The organism is Micromonospora sp. NBC_01699 (assembly GCF_036250065.1).
In the GTDB taxonomy this organism is placed as follows: Bacteria; Actinomycetota; Actinomycetes; order Mycobacteriales; family Micromonosporaceae; genus Micromonospora_G.
Genome location: NZ_CP109199.1, coordinates 4,510,447 through 4,527,102 on the forward strand (window position 1 = coordinate 4,510,447; position 16,656 = coordinate 4,527,102).

General features: G+C 70.4%; 9 protein-coding genes. 8 read left to right on the forward strand and 1 reads right to left on the reverse strand.

Translation table 11 applies throughout. From position 1 onward, the window contains the following. Positions 1-48 precede the first annotated feature (48 nt). The 3 genes from OG792_RS19345 to OG792_RS19355 all read left to right on the forward strand — a co-directional run bounded on the left by OG792_RS19345 (position 49) and on the right by OG792_RS19355 (position 2,049). Positions 49-1,089: an alcohol dehydrogenase catalytic domain-containing protein gene (locus tag OG792_RS19345; protein ID WP_329100824.1), complete on the forward strand. Its 1,041-nt coding sequence runs from the start codon at positions 49-51 to the stop codon at positions 1,087-1,089. Positions 1,090-1,272: 183 nt separating this feature from the next. Continuing rightward, the gene (locus OG792_RS19350) at positions 1,273-1,674 is read left to right on the forward strand and encodes a flagellar protein FlhE (RefSeq protein ID WP_329100827.1); all 402 of its coding nucleotides are present in this window, start codon (positions 1,273-1,275) and stop codon (positions 1,672-1,674) included. A gap of 9 nt (positions 1,675-1,683) precedes the next feature. Continuing rightward, a complete protein-coding gene (locus OG792_RS19355) occupies positions 1,684-2,049 on the forward strand; it encodes a hypothetical protein (RefSeq protein ID WP_329100828.1) in 366 nt (121 codons plus the stop codon). 167 nt (positions 2,050-2,216) lie between these two features. On the opposite strand, the gene OG792_RS19360 is transcribed toward OG792_RS19355, so the two are convergent. Continuing rightward, on the reverse strand, positions 2,217-2,681 hold the full coding sequence (locus OG792_RS19360) for a heme-degrading domain-containing protein (RefSeq protein ID WP_329100830.1): 465 nt from the start codon (positions 2,679-2,681) through the stop codon (positions 2,217-2,219). A 447-nt stretch (positions 2,682-3,128) separates the two neighbouring features. Between OG792_RS19360 and OG792_RS19365 the strand changes: the two genes are divergently transcribed. The 5 genes from OG792_RS19365 (at position 3,129) to OG792_RS19385 (ending at position 16,641) form a co-directional block, all read left to right on the forward strand. Continuing rightward, positions 3,129-3,842 carry a tryptophan 2,3-dioxygenase family protein gene (locus OG792_RS19365; RefSeq protein WP_329100833.1) on the forward strand — a complete coding sequence of 238 codons (714 nt, stop codon included), beginning with the start codon at positions 3,129-3,131 and terminating at the stop codon, positions 3,840-3,842. Then, on the forward strand, positions 3,835-6,216 hold the full coding sequence (locus OG792_RS19370; protein ID WP_329100835.1) for an aminotransferase class V-fold PLP-dependent enzyme: 2,382 nt from the start codon (positions 3,835-3,837) through the stop codon (positions 6,214-6,216). The genes OG792_RS19365 and OG792_RS19370 overlap by 8 nt, the downstream gene beginning before the upstream one ends. Then, on the forward strand, positions 6,213-7,238 hold the full coding sequence (locus OG792_RS19375; RefSeq protein ID WP_329100837.1) for a methyltransferase: 1,026 nt from the start codon (positions 6,213-6,215) through the stop codon (positions 7,236-7,238). Before OG792_RS19370 ends, OG792_RS19375 begins: the two co-directional genes overlap by 4 nt. Positions 7,239-7,631: 393 nt before the next feature. Further along, positions 7,632-8,993, forward strand: a complete 1,362-nt coding sequence (locus tag OG792_RS19380; RefSeq protein ID WP_329100839.1) for an NAD(P)/FAD-dependent oxidoreductase — start codon at positions 7,632-7,634, stop codon at positions 8,991-8,993. A 400-nt stretch (positions 8,994-9,393) separates the two neighbouring features. Then, positions 9,394-16,641, forward strand: coding sequence for a non-ribosomal peptide synthetase (locus tag OG792_RS19385; RefSeq protein WP_329100841.1), 7,248 nt, complete (start codon positions 9,394-9,396; stop codon positions 16,639-16,641). Positions 16,642-16,656: the final 15 nt, after the last annotated feature.

The following is a 16,656-nucleotide window of genomic DNA, read 5'->3' on the forward strand; positions in this document are numbered from 1 at the left end:
AACAATCTGGATGAGTCCCAGGTCAGTGGGACAAGGGAGGCCAGGACAATGAAGGCGCTCGTCTACGGCGGCCCAGGAGAGCGCAGTTGGACGACGACCCCCGATCCGCAGGTCGTCGAGCCGACCGACGCGATCATTCGGGTCGATACGGCCACCATCTGCGGGACCGACCTGCACATCCTCGGCGGTGCCGTCCCGGAGGTCCAGCCGGGGAGGATTCTCGGCCACGAGGCGGTGGGCACCGTAACGGAGGTCGGCGCCGCCGTGACCACGGTACGTCCCGGCGACCGGGTCCTCGCCTCGTGCATCTCCGCCTGTGGACGCTGCCGCTTCTGTCGCTCGGGCAGCTACGGCCAGTGCGTCAACGGCGGCGGGTGGATACTGGGCCACCTGGTCGACGGCGTACAGGCGGAGTACGCCCGGATCCCGTTCGCCGACCTGTCCACGTACCCACTGCCGGAGGCCGTCACCGACGAGGCGGCCATCCTGCTCGCGGACATCCTGCCGACCGCGTACGAGGTCGGTGTGCTCAACGGGCAGGTCCGGCCGGGCGACACCGTCGTGATCGTCGGAATGGGCCCGATCGGGCTCGCCGCCATCCTGACCGCCCGCCTCTACTCGCCCACGCACATCATCGCCGTCGACAAGGCCGAACGCCGGTTACAGGCCGCCCGGCACCTCGGCGCGGACATCACGGTGGCGCCCGACGACGATGCGCAGAAGGTGGTGCGGTCGGTCACCGGCGGACTCGGTGCCGACGTCGCCATGGAGGCGGTCGGGGCGCCCGAGGCGTTCGAACTCTGCACCACCCTGGTACGGCCGGGCGGCCGGGTCGCCAACATCGGCGTGCACGGCGCTCCGGCCGTGCTGCACCTGGAGGAACTCTGGGCACGCGATGTCACCATCACCACCGGACTGGTCGACACGAACACCATCCCGGTGCTGCTGGGGATGCTCGCCGCCGGGCAGTTCGACGTCGGCGAGCTGGTGACCCACCGGTTCCGGCTGGACGAGATCATGCACGCGTACGACGAATTCTCCCAGCCCGGGCGGAGTGGCGCGCTCAAGGTGCTGCTGAACCGTACCTGATCCCGCCCGGTCATGCCGCCCAAACGCGCCGGAGCACTCGGCAGGCGCGCACCTTTCGAGGTTTCTCGGATGCCGCAGAATAGAGCATTTCCCGAGGGCTGACCTCATCAGATGAAGCGAAGTCGATATGAGGACGATTACCTATACGGAAATGCATTCCCATGAATATCATTGGGCCCCTGTGTGGCAGCGCTCCTGCCGGCCAGCGCCGCACAGGCGGCGGTCGGCTCCTACACCGCCACACCCAGTGGCGGCACGGTCTACCGGACCAACACCGTCTACACCAGCTCGTACGCGAGCAACCCGGGAATTATCCCCGCAGGCGCGACCATCACCGGCGTGACGTGGCAGTTCACCCTCGGGGACTACCCGTCGAACCTGACCCGGCAGCTGTGCAACAACCAGCGGTGCGAAACCCTCTGGACCTTCGGCGGAAACTCGGGTACGTCGACCTATTTCAACGGCGATCCGGCCGTCAACAGTTGGCGCTACGAATTCGTCCTGGTGTTCGGCACCGGATCCCGCGTGATCAATCCACCGGTGTACGCCTACACGCACAGCGTCGGCGTCTCCTACCAGTACTGAGGGGAAGCCGTGCATCACATCGGCAGGAAATTGGCCGCCGCCGCGACCGCGATCGGACTCATCGGGGCCGCCGCCGTCACGATCAGCACTGGCCCGGCCAACGCCGCCACCGGCACGCTGATCCTCACCGCGTACAGCGCTAACGGCCTTGTCGCGGTCACCACCACCCTGACCGACCCGACCAACGGCGCCTGTTACCCGATCAACCAGCCCACCGGTCTGCTGGCCTGGACCGCCCGCAGCACCCTCGACCGGGCCGTCCAGGTCTCCTACGGCCCGGCCTGCACCAACAGCGCGACTCGGGTGGTCTACCCGTACGTCAACGAGTCGATCGGTTGGATCTCGAATCCGCAGACCGTGAAGATCGGACTGTGACCGACCGACGCCCGGTCGACACACCTGCCGCCGGGCCGGGGACGCTGCCCCGGCCCGGCGGCGCCGTCGACGGGATCGCCACGCCTACATCGTCGCCCTGGCCGCCGACGCCCGCTTCGCCGGACGCACCGGCGAGGGTGGGGCAGAGCGGTTCGCGGGACAGTCCCCTACTCGGGGCTCCTGGATCCCAGGAAGAGTCCGAGGGCTTCGACGACGAGGCGGTGGTCGTCGAGTTGGGGCAGGCCCGAGACGGTGACGGTGCCGACCGGGCCGGTGCCCCTGAGGATGATCGGGAAGCAGCCGCCGTGTGCCGCGTACCGGGCCGGGTCGAGGTGGGGCTGTTGGTCGAAGGTGGTGCCGCGGTCGCGGTAGGTCTGGCCGACGAGGTAGGAGCTGTGCCCGAACCGGCGGACGACGCGGATCTTGCGTTCGATCCAGTCGTCGTTGTCGGCCGAGGTGCCGGGCAGCGCGTAGTGAAAGAGCTGGTGGTCGCCTCGACGGATGTCGACGGTGACCGGGTGGCCGCGCTCCCGGGCCAGTCCGACCAGGTGATTGCCCAGGTCCCAGGCGTCCTCGTGGTCAAAGCGGTCGAACTGGAGGCGTTCTTCTTGCTCCTGAAGCTCTGGCAGCACGGCGTACCGCTCCCTTCCTCGATCGTCGCCACGATCTAAACAGAGCAGGACCGGCGAGTGGTCCCACGGTCGGCGGGTGCGTCCGGCGCACCGTCACCCACCGTGGCCGCGAGGGCTGGCGGAGCGGTTCGGTGGCCGACCGGATGCGTGTCCGGAAATGACGCAGATGGATGTCGAGTTTCGCGTGGGTGATCTCACGGCTAGCATCCCGATAACAACGCATCTGCCCTGTTAGTGGTGAAGCCAGACCCACAACGGGTTCCTGGAGAGATATTTTTCACGTCTTCAATCTTCGGCACTTCTATTGACTATTACGGATGTAACAATCCGCAAGATCACAAGGTTTCAGGACTTCGATATTGCCTATTGTCATTTGATCACCGCGCGCGCGATGATCTCCTGCGGATCGGGTCGGACTCGCCGGGACCGGCGGGAAGGGATGCACTCGTGAAGCAGAAAAACGATGGACCTACGCTGGCCGGCGAGGGTGACACCGACTATGCCCGCTACATGCGTACGGAGGTGCTGCTCGACCTGCAACGGCGGCCCGAGGAGGTTGTTCACCGTGATGAACTGCTCTTTCAGGTGGCGCACCAGTCCACCGAACTGTGGCTCAAACTGGCGGCGGCCGAGCTGACCGAGGCGGTCGCGCGGATCGACGCGGGCGAGCCGGCACCCGCCGAGCTCCTGCTCGGCCGGGCGATCCTCGCCGTACGGCTGGTCACCGACCAGCTGGAGATGCTGGCGCGGCTCACCCCGGCGGACTTCCAGGCGCTGCAACCGGCACTCGGCAACGGCTCGGGTGCGGAGTCCCCGGGCTGGCGGCAGACCCAGGCCGCGAGCCGCAGGCTGGCCCGGGCGTTCGTCAGGTACCTCGCCGCGCTGGAGATCGACCTCGTGACGCTCTACTCGCGGGAACCGTCCGATCCCGTCCACCGCCTCGCCGAGGCGATGGTGGAGTGGGACGATCGGGTCTCGCTCTGGCGGGTGCACCACTACAAGCTCGCCGTCCGGGTCGGCAGCCACGGTGTCATCGGCACCCCGGGCAGCCCCTCGGGCATGCTCGCCAAGCTCATCGACCACCGCTTCTTCCCCGAACTGTGGCAGGCACGCGCGAGCCACGCCCGGGGCGGCCCGACGGGCGAGGCTTGCCTTGCATGAGCTGACGAGCTGGCTGTCGGCCGGAGCGGACCCCGACACCTTCCCCTATGCGCCAGTCCTGGCCGCGTTCCACCGGACCGGCAAGCACTTCGTCGCCGACGACCTGCTCGTCCTTCTCGACCGGAGCCGAACGGCGGCCAACACAGCGCCCAGCGCCGCGACGGAGTTCCTGCGGAACTTCCTCGACGTCGCGCTCGACAAGTGGGACGGCCGGTACGACTACCGGAGCTACCTGGCGCTGAGCCTGCTCTCGATGCCCGGCGAGGAGTCCGCCGACGCACCGGGGAACGACCGACGACGGCAACACGACCGACTCTACGTGCAGCTCATCGCCGATGCCCTGGCCTTCGAGTCGGCGGCCGAGGCGCGCAGCACCGAGCTGTTCCCCCTGCAACGTCCGGAACCGGCCCTGGTCGCGAAGCGCTACCGGCTCGGGATCCGGGCGGTGTCGCCGGCCCTGGCCCGCCTGGGTCGACCCGCCCCGGTCGAACACCCGGACCCGGCGGCCACGGTGGCCGCGCTGCACGCCGCGGTGGTCGCCGACCAGAGCGCCACGGAGCGGCGTGAGCTGGAACTCGGCATGCAGCCGGTCTACCTGGTGCACGACGAGTACATGTTCATCCGGGTGCTCCAGGCGTACGAGTCCACCTTCGCGTCGCTCGCCGGCGAGCTGCGGGCGACGATCGACGACCTGGCCGACGGGGTCCCGCAGGCTGCGGCCGAACGGCTGGCGTACGCCCGAGAGCTGCTCGACAGTGCCGCGCCGCTGTTCTCGCTCATGGCGACCATGCAGCCGGACTCGTTCCGCGCGTTCCGCGTCTACACCGAGGGGGCCAGCGCCATCCAGTCCCGGTCCTACAAGCTGGTGGAGTCGCTGTGTCGCTCGCCGGAGGCGCCGCGGCTGTCCTCCGCGGCGTACGAGTCGGTGCCGGAGGTGCGGGACCGGGTGCTGGCCGGACAGCCCTCGATCGAGCAGGCGTACGACGAGGCGAGCCGGCTCGGCCGCCTGGGGGAATCGGACCGCCGCCTCCTTCGAGCCCGGATGGGCGAGTTCGCGAACGTTCTCACCCAGTGGCGCCAGACCCACTACCGGATCGCCGTACGGATGCTCGGCGACCGTACCGGCACCGGGTACACCGAGGGCACGCCATATCTGGCGGTCGCCCGCTCCATACCAGTGTTCAGCACGCCAGACCCTGCGAGGCGAGCCCAGATGAACGAATCCCGACAACATCCCACCCAGATACAGACGGCGCTCCGTGACCAATTTCCATTGTTAAAAACCTGTGTCTATCTCAACAACAACTCCACCGGTGCCGTTCCGCAGGGTGCGGAGCACGTCCTGACACACTACTGGCAAACACTGCGTACGTGGCGCGATGACGTCTGGGAAGGTTGGCACGACGGCCTCCAGAAATACACCGACGCGTTGGCGGCGTTCATCGGCGCCCCGGCCGGCAGCGTGATCACCGACGCCAACCTGAGCACCCTGCTGGGTCGGATCGCCTCCTGCTTCGACTACACCGCACCCCGCAACCGGGTGGTGACGACCGACCTGGAGTTCCCCACCATCCCGTTCATCTGGAACGCGTTCCGCCGGTACGGCGCAGACCCGGACGTGGTCGGCTCGGGCGGTCCGCAGCTGGACGAGGAGGCGCTGCTGCGGCGGATCGACGAACGGACCCTGCTCGTGTGCGTACCGCACGCCAGCTACTCCTCCGGGGCCACCATCGACCTGGCCCGGCTGGTGAAACACGCACACGACGTCGGCGCCCTGGTGATCGTCGACGCCTTCCAGAGCGTCGGGATCATGCCGCTCGACGTCACGGCGCTCGGCGTCGACTTCGTCCTCGGCGGCGCGCACAAGTGGATGTGTGGCGTCGGCAACGCCTTCCTGTACGTACGCCCGGATCTGCTGCCCGGCCTCGAACCCGCGGCGACCGGCTGGCAGGCGGGCGACCGGGCACTGACCTTCCAGCCGTCGACGGGCTGGGCGCCCGACGCGCGGCGGTTCGCTGGCGGCACACCGTTCCCGCTCACCTCGCTCGTCTCCCAGGTCGGCCTGGACCTGCTGGCCAGTGTCGGTATCGAGGCCATCCGGGCCCACTCGCTGGCATGCACGGACCGGATCCTCACGCGGGCGCAGGCGGCCGGCATCCCGGTGATCAGCCCGACCGAGCCGGACCGACGCGGCGGCGTGGTGTGTCTGGACGTCCCCGACGGTGAGGCGGTCAAGCGCCGGCTGGCCCAGCGGAACATGATCTGTAGTTGGCGCGGCTACCTGCGGATCGGCCCGCACGTCTACAACACGCTGGACGAGATCGACGAGTTCATGGACGCGCTTGAGCACGTCTCGCGCGAGGGCCGGCGATGACCGCCCCGGCGCTGTCGCCGCGTGCGCTCATGAGCCTGCTCTTCAACGGGTCCAAGGCCGTCGACGTGGTGGAGACCGCGCTCACCATCGGGCTGCTCGACGCACTGGAACCGGGGCCGGTGAGTCTCCGCGAGCTGGCCACCCGCTTCGAGTCGCGACCGCTGCGGCTCTACAAGTTCCTGGACTGCCTGGAGAGTCTCGGGCTCGTCGTACGGCACGAGCCGAGCGACGACATCAACGAGGCCACGTACCGCGCCGTACCCGGACTGCTCGCCGCCGCGACGGCCGCCGTCGGACCGGACGCGATCGAGCGCGACCGCGACCGGTACCCGTGGCAGCGGCTGCACGGCCGGCTGGCGGAGAGCCTCCGGGGCGACGTGAGCATGACCGACGACGACTTCGCCTGGCCCCCGAAAACGGACGAACAGACCGAGGCGTTCGAGCGCAGCATGTCGGTGGGACTCGGACCGGTCATCGAGACCTTCCACCGGCACGCACCCCACCTGTGGACGGGCCGGCGCCGGTTCCTCGACGTCGGCGGAGGCGCCGGTACGCTCGCCGCCCGCATCCTCGACGATGTGCCCGACCTGACGGCCGACGTCTACAACCTGCCGGCCGTGGCCCCGCTGGTCGAGGAGACCGGCAGACGGAGCGGCCACCCGAACCGGCTGGGATTCGTCGCCGGCGACTTCCTGACCGAGCCGCTGCCGACCGGCTACGACGCCCTGGCCTTCGTCCGGGTGCTGCACGACTGGCCGACCCCGGTGTCCCGCCAGCTGATCGAGAGCGCGTACCGGGCCCTGCCGGCGGGCGGAATGCTGCTGATCTGCGAGGAGTTCCGTACCCCGGACCGGCTCGCCATGCAGTTCTTCTGGTCCTACTTCCTCATCGGCGTCGACAGCTGCGTCAGCCGGCTACGCGACGTCGACTTCTACACCGGTCTGCTCGGCGAGATCGGTTTCGAGAAGATCCAGGTGCTGCCCGGCGGCTGGGAACTCGTCGTCGCGTACAAGCCGGGCTGACCGGCGGGTCGCGTACGGCCGGCATGCTGGCCCGGGACGACGGGGATCTCCCGGTCCCGGGCCAGCGTGCGTCATCCCCCTGATTTGTCGGGGTCTGGTCCGCGACCTGCGTCGCCTACCACTACAAGTGTTTCAGTCAACAGTTTTTGTGCCCCTAATCACACTACAGACCGTGATCGTCGCTTGACTCAAAATCAAGGCCCCTCTAGGGTCCATGCATAGGCGTAAATGTAATTGATGATGGAACGGGCACGCCTTTGGAATAACAAAGGGCATATCGCGGAGCGCGTAGGGACACGCGGCACTGACGATCCCACCAACGCTGAATTGTATTGAGAGGCCAATACTCCGTCACCGGAGACGGCTTCCGGACAATCATGTGCAGGAGATTTCATGGCAACGACGAAAAACGCCCCGTCCACCGGCCATGCCATCGTTGTCGGCGGCAGTCTCGCCGGCCTGCTGGCCGCCCGCGTCCTGTCCGACCACTACTCCCGGGTGAGTGTGATCGAACGGGACCGGCTGCCAGTGGAGGGCGTACACCGACGCGGCGTCCCGCAGAGCCGTCACACCCACTGCCTGATGGCCTCCGGCCGGGAGAGCATGGAGGAACTGCTGCCCGGCCTGACCGAGGCGTTGGCCGCCGAGGGCGCCAGCCTGCCCGACCTGCACGGCGAGTGCCGCTGGTACCTCGGCGGCCATCGCATGCGGCAGGCGATGGCGGGAACCCGAGCACTGCTGGCCAGCCGCCCCCTCCTGGAGGGACATCTGCGCGACCGGACGCGCGCCCTCGACAACGTCTCCATCCTGGACGGACGCGAGGTCGCCGGCCTGGTCGTGGACGACACCGGGCAGGGCGTGGCCGGGGTGCGCCTGCTGCCCGCACCCGACCGCGGGGAGGAGACGCTACGGGCGGACCTGGTGGTCGACGCCACCGGACGCGGCGCCCGAGGCGTGGCATGGCTGCGCGAGGCCGGCTTCGAGGCGCCCACCGAGGAGCAGGTGGAGATCGACCTCGTGTACACCACACGGCACTTCCGGCGCCGGCCCGACCAGCTGGGACACGACCGGGCCATCATCATCACCACCGGCGACAACCGCCGTGGCGGCACGATGAACGCCCAGGAGGACGACACCTGGATCGTCACCCTCTTCGGCTACGTCGGCGAGCAGGCGCCGGTCGACCTCGCCGGTTTCACCGAGTTCGCCGGCTCCCTGGACAGCAAGGACATCCACGACGTGGTACGCGATTCCGAGCCGGTCGGTGACGGCGCCATCATCCGTTACCCGGCCAGCCGACGCCGCCACTACCAGCGGCTGGACCGCTTCCCGGACCGCTACCTGGTCCTCGGCGACGCGTTGTGCAGCTTCAACCCGGTGTACGCGCAGGGCATGTCGGTCGCCGCGACCGAGGCGCGGCTGCTCGGCGACTGCCTGCGCGACGGTCTGCACCGGCCGGACACAGCGGGGCACGGCGCCCTGGCCGCGAGCTTCTTCGCCCGGGTCACCCCGCTGCTGGACGTGGTCTGGGCGATGGCCGTCAACGAGGACCTGAAGTACCCCGAGGTGCAGGGCGAACGTCCTCCCGGCATCGAGGAGGCCAACGCCTTCCTCGCTCAGACCTACCTCGCGGCCTCCCGCGACCTGGACGTGGCACGTTCGCTGGTTCGGCTCGTCAACCTACAGGACCGGCCCGAGGCGCTCCAGGACCCGGTGTTCACGGACCGGGTCCGCGAGGTGGCCTCGCGCCCGTAGACCTCCACCCCCGACCACGACGTAGCGCCGCACCCCTCATCCCGGCCCGTTCACCCCATATCAACGCCATCCGGGGCGCCGACCACCGCGCCCCGGATGAAGCCGCGCGCCACCGGATCCGCCCCCGGCGACGTCGCGGACCACGTCGCGGACCACGTCGCGGACCACCAAGACCGTTTACGGAAGGAACATCGACCGTGCAGATCGGGGCGCCATGACGGCCGGCGCTGTCGCCGTCCGCTGATACCAGCGTCTGTTTCCGCAGGCTCGCCCGGCGGGCAGCGCGCAATCGACCCAGCCCCGGCGTGGGCGCTTACGCCCTGCCCTCGTCCGGCCCCGCGATGCCCGCCAGTCCGTCATCCGACCCGTCCCGTATGGAGGCTGGAACGTGCTTCCCACCGTGCCCGCAGCGCTTCCGGAACGTTTTCCGCTGACCGCGTACCAACTCGACATCTGGGTCGCCGCGGCCCGCGCCGAGGAATCCCCGCAGTACAACACCTCGCTCCACGAGCGGCTCGAAGGAGACGTCGACCCGGCGACGCTGGTCGCCTGCACGGAAGCGGCGGTGCGGCGCAACGAGGCGCTGCGGATCCGGTTCGGCGACGAGGACGGCACACCCTTCCAGTGGGTCGCGGACCGGGGTCCCGCGGTCGAGCTGGTCGACCTTTCCGGTACGCGCGATCCCGAGGCGGCCTGCCGGGACCGGTTGACCGAGGAGCAGTTGCGCCCCTTCCCGCTGCGCGGCGGCCCGGTCGGTCGAATCCTGGTGCTGGTGGAGAACCCACGGGTGGTCCACCTGTACATGGTGCTGCACCACCTGATCACCGACGGCTGGTCGCACAACGAGCTGGGCCACCAGATCTTCCGCGACTACGCGGCCGCGACCCAGGGCCGACCGTCGGCCGAGAACAACCCTCCGTCGTACCGGTCCTTCGTCGCGGAGGAGGCCGCGTACCGGGCATCCGCCGCCGCCGACGACGACCGCGACGCCCACCTCGCGGCCCTGGCCGACGCCACGCCGGTGCTCTTCCCCCGGCGGGCCGCACCCGAACCACGACGGGGGGCCCGGTACTCCTTCAGCATCGAGGGCTCCTGGGTCCGCCGGGTACGCGCCGCCGGGCTGCCGGTGTTCCCCTACATCGCCGCCATGGTCGGCACGTACCTGTGCCGGGTGCACCGCAGTGACGAGGTGGTTCTCGGGATCCCGCTGCTCAACCGTCCGCAGGAGTACCTCCGCACCGCCGGACAGTTCGCCAACACCCTCCCGCTGCGGGTGGCTCCGGGAAGCGAGCCGACCGTACTCGACCTGGCGGCCCGGCTGCGGGCAGCCATCACGGTGCTGCGCGAACACGAACGGGCCCCGCTCGGCGACGTGCTGCGTGCCCTGCCGACGCTGACCGGCCGGTCACGGCAGCTGTTCGACGTGCAGCTGTCGTACCTGCGGGTCACTCGGCCAAAGGACACACCGGAACTGTCCCGCCGGACGTCGATGAGGTCACCCTGCCACGAACAGGATGCCCTCTCCATCGTGGTGCTCGCCTTCGACGACACCGACGAGATCCGGTTCGACCTGGAGTACGCCCCCGACGTGTTCGACGAGGACCAACCCATCGAGTCGGTCGGCAGGCACCTGAGCAGCCTGCTCCGCAACGGCGTCGCACTGGCCGACCAACCCGCCCCGGCCGTACCAATGCTCTCCCCCGCCGAGCGCGACCAGCTGATCGCGCGGGGTCGTGGAGAGCGTGTCCGGCACCCGGACCGGGTCACCGTGCCGGAGTTGTTCGAGGCCCGGGTCGCCCGCCACCCCGATCGGATCGCCCTGGTGGGACCCGAACCGGGACAGGCGCTGACGTACGGCCAGCTCGATGCCCGTGCCAACCAGGTCGCCCGGGGGCTGCGGGCCGACGGGGTGGGTGTGGGGGACCGGGTCGCCGTACTCGTGGAACGTGGCCCCGACCTGCTGGCCGCCCTGCTCGGCATCCTCAAGGCGGGCGCCGCGTACGTACCCGTCGACCCCGGCTATCCCGCCGAACGGATCCGGTTCCTGCTGGACGACAGTCGCCCGGCCGCGGTCCTGGTCTCGGGCCGGGGTCAGCCCGACATCGCCGGTCCGCCGGTGCACCGGGTCACCGACCTGTTGCACGGCGACTCCCGCGCGCTGGCCACGACGGCCACCGCGACCGACGTGGCGTACGTGATCTACACCTCCGGCTCGACCGGCCGACCCAAGGGCGTCCGGGTGAGCCACCGCTCGGTGGTCAACCGCCTGGCCTGGATGCAGCGCCGCTACCCGCTGGGCCGGGACGACACGCTGCTCCAGAAGACGCCGGTCTCCTTCGACGTCTCGGTGTGGGAGCTGTTCTGGTGGGCCGTCGAGGGAGCGAGCCTGGCGCTGCTCCCGCCCGGCGGCGAGAAGGACCCACGGGTGATCCGGCAGGCCGTACGCGACCACCGGGTCACGGTGGCGCACTTCGTCCCCTCGATGCTGGGCCCGTTCCTCGACACCGTCCCGGCCACCGGCACCGCCCCCGACGGCGGCACGCTACGGCTGGTCTTCTGTAGCGGCGAGGCGCTGCCCGCGGCCCGCGTCGACCAGTTCAACCGGCTCCTGCACACGGACGGGCGTACCGTGCCCACGCTGGTCAACCTGTACGGCCCGACCGAGACCACGGTCGACGTCACCTTCCACGACTGCCCGGCCGACCCGTCCGTTCCCGTCGGCCGGGTGCCGATCGGCCGCCCCGTCGACAACACCGACCTGTACGTCATCGGGCCGGACGGCGCCCTGCAACCGGACGGCCTGCCCGGCGAGTTGTACGTCGGCGGCGTCCAGGTCGCCCTCGGCTACCTGGACCGGCCCGAGCTGACCGCCGAGCGGTTCGTTCCCGACCGGTTCACCGGGAACGGCCGGCTCTACCGCACCGGCGACCTCGTGCGCTGGCTCACCGACGGCAGCCTGGAGTACCTGGGCAGGCTCGACGACCAGGTGAAGATACGGGGCAACCGGGTGGAACTCGGCGAGGTCACCGGCGCCCTGCTGGCCGTACCCGGGGTCCGGGACGCCCTGGTGGTCGACCGGGCCTCCGGTGCGCGCGGCACCCACCTGGTCGGCTACTACGTCCCCGCGACCGACGCCACCGCCGCCGACGTACGCCGCCACCTCGCCCGGACCCTGCCCGACTTCATGGTCCCCACCCACCTCGTGCCGATCGACCGCATCCCGCTGACCCCGAACGGGAAGGCCGACCGGCGCGCCCTGCCCGCTCCGGAAACCGATGCCCCGGCCCGCGCGTCCCGGCCGCTCACCCCGACCGAGGCGCTGCTGGCCGACATCTGGTCGGGGGTGCTGGGCCGCGGCCCGATCGCCGCCGACGACGACTTCTTCGCCCTCGGCGGAGACTCGCTGCTGATGCTGCGGGTTCGTGCCCTCGCCGAGCGTCGCGGCGTCGGCTTCTCCCTCGCCGACCTGATGCGGCACCCCACCCTCGCCGGCCTGGCCGCGCACGCAGGCGGCGACGGCGGTCCCGGCGACGAGGCACCGCACCCGTTCGCCCTCGTCGCCGGCGTCGACCGGGCCCGCCTCGCGGACGCCCGCGACGCCTATCCGCTGACCCGGATGCAACTCGGCCTGATCTACCACAGCCGCCGGCACGAGACGTCCGCCGTCTACAAGGACGTCTTCCACTACACCCTGTCCCTCGACTGGGAGGAGGCGCCGTTCCGGGACGCCTTCGCCCGGCTGACCGCCCGTCATCCGGCGCTGCGCACCACCTTCCACCTCGCCGGGCTCTCGGAGCCGCTCCAGGTCGTCCACCCGACGGTGCCCGATCGCCTCGACGTGCTCGACCTGCGCGGTCGCCCCCGGAACGAGGGCGATGCCGAGGTACGGCGACACGTCGAGGAACGGCGTTTCCACGACTACGCGTTCGACCGGGTACCGCCCTACCTGTTCCGGGTCCACGTACGCGAGTCGGAGATCGACCTCGTGCTCAGCTTCCACCACGCCCTGCTGGACGGGGCCAGCGTCGCCCTCGTCGTCGCCGAACTGCTGCACGACTACGCCCACGCACTCGGCCGACACCCGCACCCGGTGCCCGACACCCCACTGCCCTCGCCCGCCGCGTACGTCCACGCCGAACGCCTCGCCCTGGACTCGGCCGCGAGCAGGCGGTACTGGAGTCGTCAACTGGCCGCCGCGCAATCGCTCACCCTGCCCGGATTCCGGCCGCACGAGCCGAGGACCGCGACGACCGGGGCGGCGGTGACCCACCGGGCGGACCTGCCACCGGGGCTCACCGAACGCCTCCGGGCGTTCGCCCAGGACCACCTGCTCCCGGTCAAGTCGGTGCTGTTCGCCGCGCACTGCCTGATGCTGCGCCTGTTCTCCGGCGGCACCGACGTCATCACCGGCCTGATCACCCACGGCCGGCCGGAACTGGCGGGCGCGGAACGGATCATCGGCCTCTTCCTCAACACGCTGCCGCTGCGGGTCAACACGGCGTCGAACACCTGGATCGGCGTGGCCCGGGAGGCGTTCGGACGTGAGCAGGACGCCTACCCGCACCGCCGCTACCCGCTGAGCGCGATCCAGGAGGATCTCGGCGGCACGATCGCCGAGACCGCGTTCAACTACGTCCACCTGCCCCAGCTCACCGAGGCCGGGCAGTTGCCCGGCGTGAAGCTGACCGAGATGCGCACCGCCGAGGAGACCAACTTCACGCTGCTGGTCAACGTCGTCACCGACCCGATCGACCAGCACCTGTGGCTGCGTCTCGACGGCGACGGCCGGGTGGTCACCGACGCCCAGCTGCGGCAGTTCGCCGACTACTACGCCCGCGTACTCGACCGGATGCTCCGCTACCCGGACGAGCCGCCCGGCTGGGACTTCCTCACCGAACCGGCACCCGTCCAGACCACCGGCGAGCAGACCGAACCCACCGCCTACTCCGTCGGCGAGCACACCGGGCCCACCGTCGTGGAACGGTTCGCGGAGCAGGCGGCACGAACCCCGGAAACCGTGGCCGTGGCCACCGCGACACAGCGGTGGAGCTACGCCCACCTGGCGGCGACCTCCGCCGCGGTCGCGGACGGTCTGCGTGACCGGGGAATCACCCCCGGCGCCGTCGTCGGTGTCGCGTTGGACCGTTCCCCGGAGCTGATCGCGGTGATACTCGGCATCGTCCGGGCCGGCGCGACCGTCATGCCGCTGGACACCGGATACCCGGCTGCCCGGCTGGCCGACATGATCGAACAGGCGGAGCCGGCGCACATCGTCACCACCGCGCGGCACGACACCCTGTTCGGTCGCCCCGAGCGGCTGGTACGGCCCGAGCAGCTCACCGCCGCCCGCCCCGCCGGCAACCGGGCGGCGCCGAGCGCCGACCCGGAGGGCATCGCCTACCTGCTGTTCACCTCCGGCTCCACCGGCCGGCCCAAGGGCGTCGCCATGCCCCACCGCTCGCTGGCCAACCTGGTGTCCTGGCAGAACCGCATCGCCAGCGCCGCGTCCGGCGTCACCCTCCAGTACGCGCCGCTGAGCTTCGACGTCTCCTTCCAGGAGATCTTCTCCACCCTCTGCGCCGGCGGCACGCTGCGCCTGGTGGACGAGGAGACCCGCCGGGACATGCCGGCCCTGCTCCGCCTGCTCGACCGGGAGCGGGTCGAACGGGTGTTCCTGCCCTACATCGCCCTCCAGCAGGTAGCGGTCACCTCGGACGCGTTGGGGATCGTCCCCCGCGGCCTGCGGGTCATCGTCTCCTCCGGCGAACAGCTCCGGATCACCGAGGAGATCCGTCGACTCTGTGCCGCGCTGCCGGGCGTACTGCTGGAGAACCAGTACGGTCCCACCGAGACGCACGTGGTCACCCACCAGATGCTGAGCGGACCGCCCGCCGACCACCCCGAACTGCCGCCGATCGGCACCGCCATCGACGGCGTACGGGTCCACGTGCTGGACGCGCGGCTGCGCCCGGTGCCGGCGGGCGTCACCGGTGAGTTGTACGTCAGCGGGGTCTGCCTGGCGCGGGGCTACCTGGGCCGGGACGACCTCACCGGGGAACGGTTCCTGACCGGCCCGCACCCGTACGGCCGGCTCTACCGCACCGGGGACCTCGGCTTCACCCTGCCGGACGGCGCCATCGTCTGCACCGGGCGTGCCGACACCCAGGTCAAGGTCCGCGGCTACCGGGTGGAGACCGCCGAGGTGGAACTCGCCATCGGCGGGCTGGCCGCCGAGTATCCGGGCATCCGGGAAGCGGCCGTCGTCGCCCGCGTCCGACCCGGAGGCGACGCGTTCCTGGCCGCCTTCCTCACCGGTGATCCGTCCACCGTGGACAGCGACGCGGTGGTCAGCCGGCTGCGCGAGGCCCTGCCCGAGTACATGGTGCCCGGCCACGTGGAATGGCTCGCCACGCTGCCGTCCACTCCCAGCGGGAAGCGCGACGACGCGGCCCTGCGGTCCCTGCCCCTCACCGCGCCCGGGACGGCAGGCGACAACACCTCCCCGCGTACGGAACCGGAGCGGATCCTCGCCGACATCCTCGCCGATCTGCTACGCCTGCCGGCGGTCGGGATACACGACGACATCTTCGCCCTCGGCGGCACCTCGCTGACCGCCATGCGCCTGGTCGTCACCATCGAGCAGCGCTTCGGCACGAGGATCCCGCTGTCGGAGTTCGTCGCCGCGCCCACCGTCGCCGCCCTGGCCGTACGCCTCGGGGTGCGGCGGGCCGAGGTCGCACCGTTCCATCCCCTGGTGCCGGTCAAGGCATCCGGCACCCGCCCACCCCTGTTCCTGGTCCACCCGATGGGCGGCAATGTCCTCTGCTACCTCCCGCTGGCCCGGAGACTGCCGTCCGACCAGCCGTTGTACGCCCTCCAGGCCGCCGGGGCCGACCCGGGTACGGAGCCCCTGCGCACCGTCGCGGCCCTGGCTGCCGACTATCTCGAAGCCATCAGGACGGTCCAGCCGCACGGCCCGTACACCGTCGGCGGCTGGTCCTTCGGCGGGTTCGTCGCCTTCGAGATGGCTCGTCAGCTACGAGCGGCCGGCGAACGGGTGGACCGGCTGATCCTCCTGGACACCGTCGCCCTCAACCCCCTGCTGCGCGAGCGGTACACCGACGAGGCACTGCTCGGCTGGTTCTTCTGGGAACTCCTGTGGACCGAGCGCGGCGGCACCTCACCGCTTCAGGACATCCCCGACGGCCTCACCTCGCTCGACGACAAGTTCGCGTACATCGCTCGCTGCGCCGCCGACCGGGGCGTGCTCCCGGCCGACAGCTCCCACGCCGTCATCCGCCGCCTCTTCGAGGTCTACCGGACGAACTGGGACGCCACCCTTGCCTACCGGCCGCACGCGGTCGACCAGGACCTGACCCTGCTCCGCGCCCACGATCCACTGCCGAAGGTCCTGGAGGCCATGCACGGCGCGGCCGGAAGTCTCCACCAGGATCCCACCAACGGCTGGCACGGCATGACCGACGGCCGGATCGAGGTGGTCGGCGTACCCGGCGATCACCTCTCGATGATGGAGGAGCCGGGCGTGGCCCAGCTCGCCGACACCATCGCCGCGCTGCTGCGGCCCACCGAAGAACCCCCGTACCAGGACACCCTCCACCCGTCGGCCCATTCCGGCCCGACCCGATGAACGATCGACACCCCG